A 6,000-nucleotide genomic window follows, 5' to 3' on the forward strand; every position below is an offset into this window, starting at 1 on the left:
ATCAGACGGTGTGACGGGTGGATGGCGGGGCGCGCCCGTCGCGGCGTGGCCTGCCGGCGCCTAGCGTCGCGCTCGCGACGACTTGCGGCTGGCCCGATGCGCACGGCGTAACGCCATGGGCTGCAGCCGGCCGCGGGCGACCGCGATCGGCCCTGATGCGCCGGACGCCGGGCACGGCTCGCCGGCTGCCGGCCGGCCCGCCGTCTGCTGATAGGCGGCGATGTAGCCCGCAACGTACTGGTCAACTTCGTCGCCGCGCAGACGCGGCTGCCGTTCACGGCAAGCCAGCAGGGCGGAATCGCCGGCGAAGGCGTTGAGGCCGGGGAGATCGTCGAGCAGGTGATTGCGGCGGCGGTGTTGCCGTGCGTCCTCTGCGCCGCTGCTGTAACCAGCCTGGAAGGCAGGCGTCTGGCTGAGGTCTGCTGTCGCCATAGTCGTGAGCGGCCTCCGCGGTTTCTCCTTCAGAATAGCACATCTGTTCTTCTTTGACCAGCCGCACGCTCCCACCCCACCAGTATGCCGCCTGCCGCGGACCTTTCGGGCCTGCCGTTACGTCAGGCATGCGCGGCCTCACCCCCCGGCCCCCTCTCCAGGGCTTTCCATCGCGCGGAGCGCGATCTTCGATAGAGAGGGGGAAGCTGCGGTGTTGGTCGCTTGAAGCAAGGGAGCCTTCGCCCTTCTATTCCTTACTCCCTATTCCCTATTCCCTATACTGGTCCGGGCATTTTGCCGCGAGGTGAGGGGCGATGGCGACTCGGGAGCTGCGCGTCGGCGTGGTGGGCGCGGGCGACAACACGCGCAAGCTGCACATTCCCAGGCTGCAAGCGATCGACGGCGTCGAGGTCCTGAGCGTGGCGAACCGCAGCCGCGCCTCGGGCGAGCGCGTGGCGGAGCAGTTCAAGCTCCCCACCGTCTATGACAACTGGCGCGAGCTGGTCGCGGCGCCGGACACCAACGCGATCATGATCGGCACCTGGCCGTACCTGCACTGTCCGGTGACACTGGCGGCGCTGGCCGCGGGTAAGCACGTGCTGACCGAGGCGCGCATGGCGATGAACGCGGCGCAGGCGCAGACGATGCTCGCCGCGGCGCGCGAGCACCCTGAGCTGACCTGCATGGTCGTGCCCTCGCCGTTCACGTTCAACATCGACGCCGCGATCATCCAGCGCGTAAACGAGGGCTATCTCGGCCAAATCGTCGGGCTGAACGTGCACGCGGGCGGCGGCTTCGCGGACTTCGGCGGGCCGCTGCAGTGGCGGCACAACCGCGACCTCAGCGGCTGCAACACGCTGTTCATGGGCATCTGGTACGAGTCGGTGATGCGCTGGGTGGGCGAGGCGACGCGGGTGATGGCCCGCGCCAGCGTGGTGGTGAAGGAGCGCATCGACCAGGAGACCGGCCAGCGCCGCCCCGTCACGATTCCCGACCACGTCGAGATCATCGCGGACATGGCCTGCGGCGGCATCGCCCACTTCCAGTTCAGCGCCGTCACCGGCCTGATGCGGCCGACCGAGGCCTGGATCTGGGGCACGGAGGGCACGCTGCGCTACGATCAGGCGACGCGCACGCTGTTCGGCGGCCGGCGCGGCGACAAGGAGCTGACGCCGATCGAAGTGCCGGCGGAGCAGCAGGGCACCTGGCGCGTGGAGGAAGACTTCGTTGCCGCGGTGCGCGGCGAGCAGCCGGTGCGGCTCACCAGCTTCGAGGACGGCGTGCGCTATATGGAATTCAGCGAGGCGGTGGCCCGCAGCGCCGCCAGCGGCCAGTCGGTCTCCCTGCCGCTGCTGGGCGGATAGGGCGGGCCGCCTTGCGTCGCCGCCCGGCCGCCCGGCCGCCGCGCACCATGCGGGACGAATCTGCAGCGAGAGGACACGACGATGAAGCTGGCGCGCATTGCGCTCAACGGCAGCCCCACGGTGGTCGTGCGCGGCGCACGGGACCACGTCGCCACGGTGAACCGCCAATCGTTCGCCGATCTGCCGGAGCTGCTCGAAGCCGCCGAGGGCGATCTGCGCCGCATCGCCGCGGGCGAGTCGGTGAGCGCGGACGAGACGCAGCTGCTCAGCCCGCTGCAGCGGCCGCACAAGATCATCTGCATCGGCCTCAACTACCGCCTGCACGCCGAGGAGAGTAAGCAGCCGCTGCCGCCGAAGCCCGTGCTCTTCCCCAAGTGGGACAACGCCATCGCCGGGCCGTTCGAGCCCGTGCCGCTGCCGAAGGCCTCCAGCAAGGTGGATTGGGAGGCGGAGCTGGCCTTCGTCTTCGGCAAGCGCTGCCGCAACGTCGCCGCGGCCGACGCCGCTTCGGTCGTCTTCGGCTTCACCTGCGCCAACGACGTCTCGATGCGTGACTTCCAGTTCCACACCTCGCAGTGGGGCGCGGGCAAGGCCTGGGACAAGGCCGCGCCGCTGGGGCCGGCGGTGGTTACCTGCGATGAAGTGGGCGGCGCCGCGCCCGACCTGGCGATTCGCGGCCTGCTCAACGGCAAGCTCATGCAGGACAGCCGCACGGGCGACTTCATCTTCCACGTGCCGGCGCTGGTGGAGTACCTGACCACGATCATGACGATGGAGCCGGGCGACCTCGTGCTCACCGGCACGCCGGCCGGCGTCGGCCAGGGGCGCACACCGCCGCAATATCTGCAGGACGGCGACGAGTACGAGGTGCAGATCGAGAAGATCGGTAGCATCCGCAACCGCTTCGTCGCGGCGCACTGACGCGGCTCAGAAGAACGGCACGCCCGGATCGAGGCCGAGCAGCACGCGGCCGCTCTGCTCGTACGTCTTCGGCGCCACGATGACGTGCTGGTTGATCGTGTGGATGTCGCGGAAGAGCCGGTCGAGCGGACTCGTGGCGTACAGCGCCGAGCCGCCGCCGGTGTGGTACATCAGGTCCACGGCCTCTACCGCCGCCGTGTGGGAGTTGACGATCGCCAGGCGGAAGCGGGCGCGCTGCTGCTCGCTCGCCTCCTCGCCGGTAAGCAGCGTGTGCCAGATCTCGTCCAGCACGGTCAGCACGTAGGACCGCGCCGCGCCGACCAGCGCCTCGGCCCGCGCCACCGCCGCCTGGGCGTAGGCCTCCTCGCGCAGGGGCGTGCCGGTCACACGTCTCTTGTCCGTGGCCAGCGCCAGCAGGGCGTCGATCGCGGCGCGGCCGCTGCCGAGCGCCACGGCGGCGTGGTTGAGCAGGAACATGGTGCGGAGTCGATAGAGGGGACCATTCTGCTGAATCGGGGACGTTGCGAGGCTGAAGCTGCGCTCGGCCGGGACGTACCGATCGTTGGCGGCGTAGTCCACGCTGCCGCTGCCGCGCAGCCCAGTCGTGACCCAGGTGTCGATGATTTCGCAATCGGCGGCCGGCATGAGCACCATGCACACGTCTGGCCGGCCCGCGTCATCAAGGCGCCGCTCCTCACCGTCAAAAACGAAGCAGCCGCCGACCAACCAATCGCAGTGATGGGCGCCGCTGCCGAACGGCCAGCGTCCGGAGACCCGATAGCCGCCCGGCACTACCCGGGCACGCCCCGCGGGCCGTACCGCGCCGCCGCCTATCACGTCGGGGTGCGGATACATCTGCCGCGCCGTCGCCTCGTCCAGGTAGGCGGAAAACCAGCCGGCCCCGCCGCCGATGTAGCCGCACCAGCCGACGGAGGCGTCGAGTTGCGAGAGCGCCTCCAGCACCTCGAACTGCAGGCGCGGCTCAGCTTCCAGCCCGCCCAGCGAGCGCGGCATGGTCATACGGAAGACGCCGGCGTCCTGCAACGCGGCCACGATCGGCAACGGCAGCCGCCGCTCGCGCTCGATCTCGTCGTGATACTGCGCGATCAGCGGCGCAAGGCCACGCGCCGCGGCGAGAAGGTCATTCTCCGAAGCGATCGTCATTCTCGGCTCCTCGCTGGCGACGCATGGCGCGTAGCGTGTGAGTTGCGCCTCAGTATAGCCGGTTGTTTGCCGTGCCACGCCGTGGGCGCTTCCCGATGCCATGCAGGCGGCGTTGCTCAGGGACAAGACGAAATAGCCCCCGTTGTTTGTGACAGAACGTACAAGCAGCTTTCCTGCTGCCAGGTCGTGTTGGGCACATGCGCCTGCCACGCCGGCAGGCTGGAAACACGCCAGCCCTCCGCCGCCGATGCGCATGATGACAAGTGCGCGTTCGTGGCGCCGTATCGTACGCTGAGGACGGAAGCCGCGCCGCGCGGGTAGTACCCGCGAAATGAGACTCCGGCGGCGAGGTGGAAGCATCCGACCCTCGGCCGTCAGAAGGATAAACACGCATGACAACGCATTCGGCATATGTCTTCGACGTGGACGAGCGCTCGTTCCAGAGCGACGTGATCGAGCGCTCCCGCTCGGTGCCGGTGGTGGTGGATTTCTGGGCGGAGTGGTGCGGGCCCTGCCGCATGCTCGGGCCGGTTTTGGAGCGGCTGGCGGAGCAGCACGCCGGCGCCTTCGAACTGGCGAAGCTGAACACGGACGAAAACCCGCGCATCGCCCAGGCCTTCCAGATTCAGGGCATCCCCGCGGTGAAGGCGTTCAAAGATGGCCGCGTGGTCGAGGAGTTCGTCGGAGCGCTGCCCGAGTCGCGCGTGCTGGACTGGTTGCAGCGCTTCCTGCCCAACGAGGCCGATGCGCTGGCGGCGCGCGGCGACGAGCTGGCCGCGGCCGGCCACCAGAACGCGGCCGAAGACGCCTATCGCGAGGCGTTGGCGCACACGGCCGGCCACGCCGGTGCGACGATCGGTCTTGCCCGCGTGCTGGCCGGCCGCGGCGAGGTGGGTGAGGCCGAGGCGCTGCGGCTGCTCTCTGCCCTGCCCGCCGATCCGCGCGCCAACCAGCTCCGCGCCGAGATCGGCCTGCGCACGGCGGGCGGCGGCGCCGACCTCGCCGAGCTCGAACGCCGCGTTGCAGAGAACCCAGGCGATGCGGCGGCGCAGTGCGAGCTGGGGACGGCGCTGGCGGCGCAGGGCCGCTATGAGCCGGCGCTGGAGCATCTGCTCGAATCCGTGCGGCGTGACCGTACCCTGAACGACGACGCGGCGCGCCGGGCGATGCTCGACCTGTTCAACATCCTCGGCGAAGAGAGCCCGCTGACGCAGACGTACCGGAAGCAGCTCTCGTACGTGTTGTTCTGAGCGGAGCGTTCGGCCCTCACCCTCACCCCCTGACCCCTCTCCCTCTCCCAATCCTGGGAGAGGGAGAGGGGCGATCCGGCGGAGGAAGTTCCGAAGGGCGCCGGGATAGCGAGCGCTGCGAGTCGCGCCTGCAGGCGCGAAGGGCGTGGTGGGCGCCTGCCGGGTCTGTACAGCCCCGCCTTCAGGCTCAAGTGCTACGTACCGTGGTCTCACCTGCCCTGTTATCGGGGGACAAGCGATGAACCGGGGGCTGGAAGCCCGCCGTTGAGCCGCTTGACCAGCCGCGCCCAGCGGCCGCCCCACTTGCGGCAGCTTTCCAGCACCTGCTCCGTTGGCTCGCCCAGGGCCACGGGACCGTAGTGGGCGCCGAACGGCTCGCCCTGCACGATCAGACCGTGGTTGAGCAGGATGTGCAGCGCGTTGAGCAGCACCAGCTCGGCGCCGCTGCCCGCACGGCTGCCCGCGGTGAAGGCGCCGCCGACCTTGCCCTCCAGCGGGCCGGGATAGCCCTCGACCGAGACCACGTCGAACAGGCGTTTGATCTGCCAGTCCACCGCGCCGAAGCGCGTGGGCGAGCCGACGATGATGCCGTCCGCCTGGCGCAGATCGGCCATCGTCGCCTGGTCGGCCGGCACGATCCGTGCCTCCACGCCCTCCGCGCGGATGCCCTCGGCCACGGGCTCGACCATCTTGCCGGTGTTGCCGCGCAGCGTGGTGTAGACGATCAGGAGGCTGTTGAAAAAGGGGGGACAGTAGAGCCCGTAAGGAAGGTACGTTAGCGATGGTACATGCCGGTGGATGTTGCCTGATGCCACGCAATCCTATCGGCTGAACTGGTCCCATCTCGGTTCTCGCTGGTCTGCACATCC

The 6,000-nt window shown here is 69.4% G+C and carries 6 protein-coding genes; 3 read left to right on the forward strand and 3 right to left on the reverse strand.

The window, feature by feature from the left end:
• Positions 1 to 60: 60 nt before the first annotated feature.
• Entirely contained in the window at positions 61 to 432 is a 372-nt protein-coding gene (locus VKV26_24495) for a hypothetical protein (GenBank protein HLZ73076.1), read from the reverse strand.
• Positions 433 to 746: 314 nt separating this feature from the next.
• Here VKV26_24495 and VKV26_24500 point away from each other — a divergent pair, with 314 nt between their 5' ends.
• Entirely contained in the window at positions 747 to 1,796 is a 1,050-nt protein-coding gene (locus VKV26_24500; GenBank protein HLZ73077.1) for a Gfo/Idh/MocA family oxidoreductase, read from the forward strand.
• Between the two features lie 81 nt (positions 1,797 to 1,877).
• Positions 1,878 to 2,717 carry a fumarylacetoacetate hydrolase family protein gene (locus VKV26_24505; protein ID HLZ73078.1) on the forward strand — a complete coding sequence of 280 codons (840 nt, stop codon included), beginning with the start codon at positions 1,878 to 1,880 and terminating at the stop codon, positions 2,715 to 2,717.
• Positions 2,718 to 2,723: 6 nt separating this feature from the next.
• Here VKV26_24505 and VKV26_24510 read toward each other — a convergent pair whose 3' ends face one another.
• Positions 2,724 to 3,881, reverse strand: a complete 1,158-nt coding sequence (locus VKV26_24510) for an acyl-CoA dehydrogenase family protein (GenBank protein HLZ73079.1) — start codon at positions 3,879 to 3,881, stop codon at positions 2,724 to 2,726.
• 392 nt (positions 3,882 to 4,273) lie between these two features.
• On the opposite strand from VKV26_24510, the gene trxA reads away from it, so the two are divergent.
• The gene (trxA, locus tag VKV26_24515) at positions 4,274 to 5,131 is read left to right on the forward strand and encodes a thioredoxin (GenBank protein HLZ73080.1); all 858 of its coding nucleotides are present in this window, start codon (positions 4,274 to 4,276) and stop codon (positions 5,129 to 5,131) included.
• A gap of 221 nt (positions 5,132 to 5,352) precedes the next feature.
• Here trxA and VKV26_24520 read toward each other — a convergent pair whose 3' ends face one another.
• Positions 5,353 to 5,946 carry a flavodoxin family protein gene (locus tag VKV26_24520; GenBank protein HLZ73081.1) on the reverse strand — a complete coding sequence of 198 codons (594 nt, stop codon included), beginning with the start codon at positions 5,944 to 5,946 and terminating at the stop codon, positions 5,353 to 5,355.
• Positions 5,947 to 6,000: the final 54 nt, after the last annotated feature.

This window comes from Dehalococcoidia bacterium (assembly GCA_035310145.1).
Taxonomy (GTDB): Bacteria; Chloroflexota; Dehalococcoidia; order CAUJGQ01; family CAUJGQ01; genus CALFMN01.

Excerpts from the sequence above, each read along its gene's own strand:
- VKV26_24495 (HLZ73076.1), bottom strand. The coding sequence starts at position 432 with ATGGCGACAGCAGACCTCAGCCAGACGCCTGCCTTCCAGGCTGGTTAC.
- VKV26_24500 (HLZ73077.1), top strand. The coding sequence starts at position 747 with ATGGCGACTCGGGAGCTGCGCGTCGGCGTGGTGGGCGCGGGCGACAAC.
- VKV26_24505 (HLZ73078.1), top strand. The coding sequence starts at position 1,878 with ATGAAGCTGGCGCGCATTGCGCTCAACGGCAGCCCCACGGTGGTCGTG.
- VKV26_24510 (HLZ73079.1), bottom strand. The coding sequence starts at position 3,881 with ATGACGATCGCTTCGGAGAATGACCTTCTCGCCGCGGCGCGTGGCCTT.
- trxA (HLZ73080.1), top strand. The coding sequence starts at position 4,274 with ATGACAACGCATTCGGCATATGTCTTCGACGTGGACGAGCGCTCGTTC.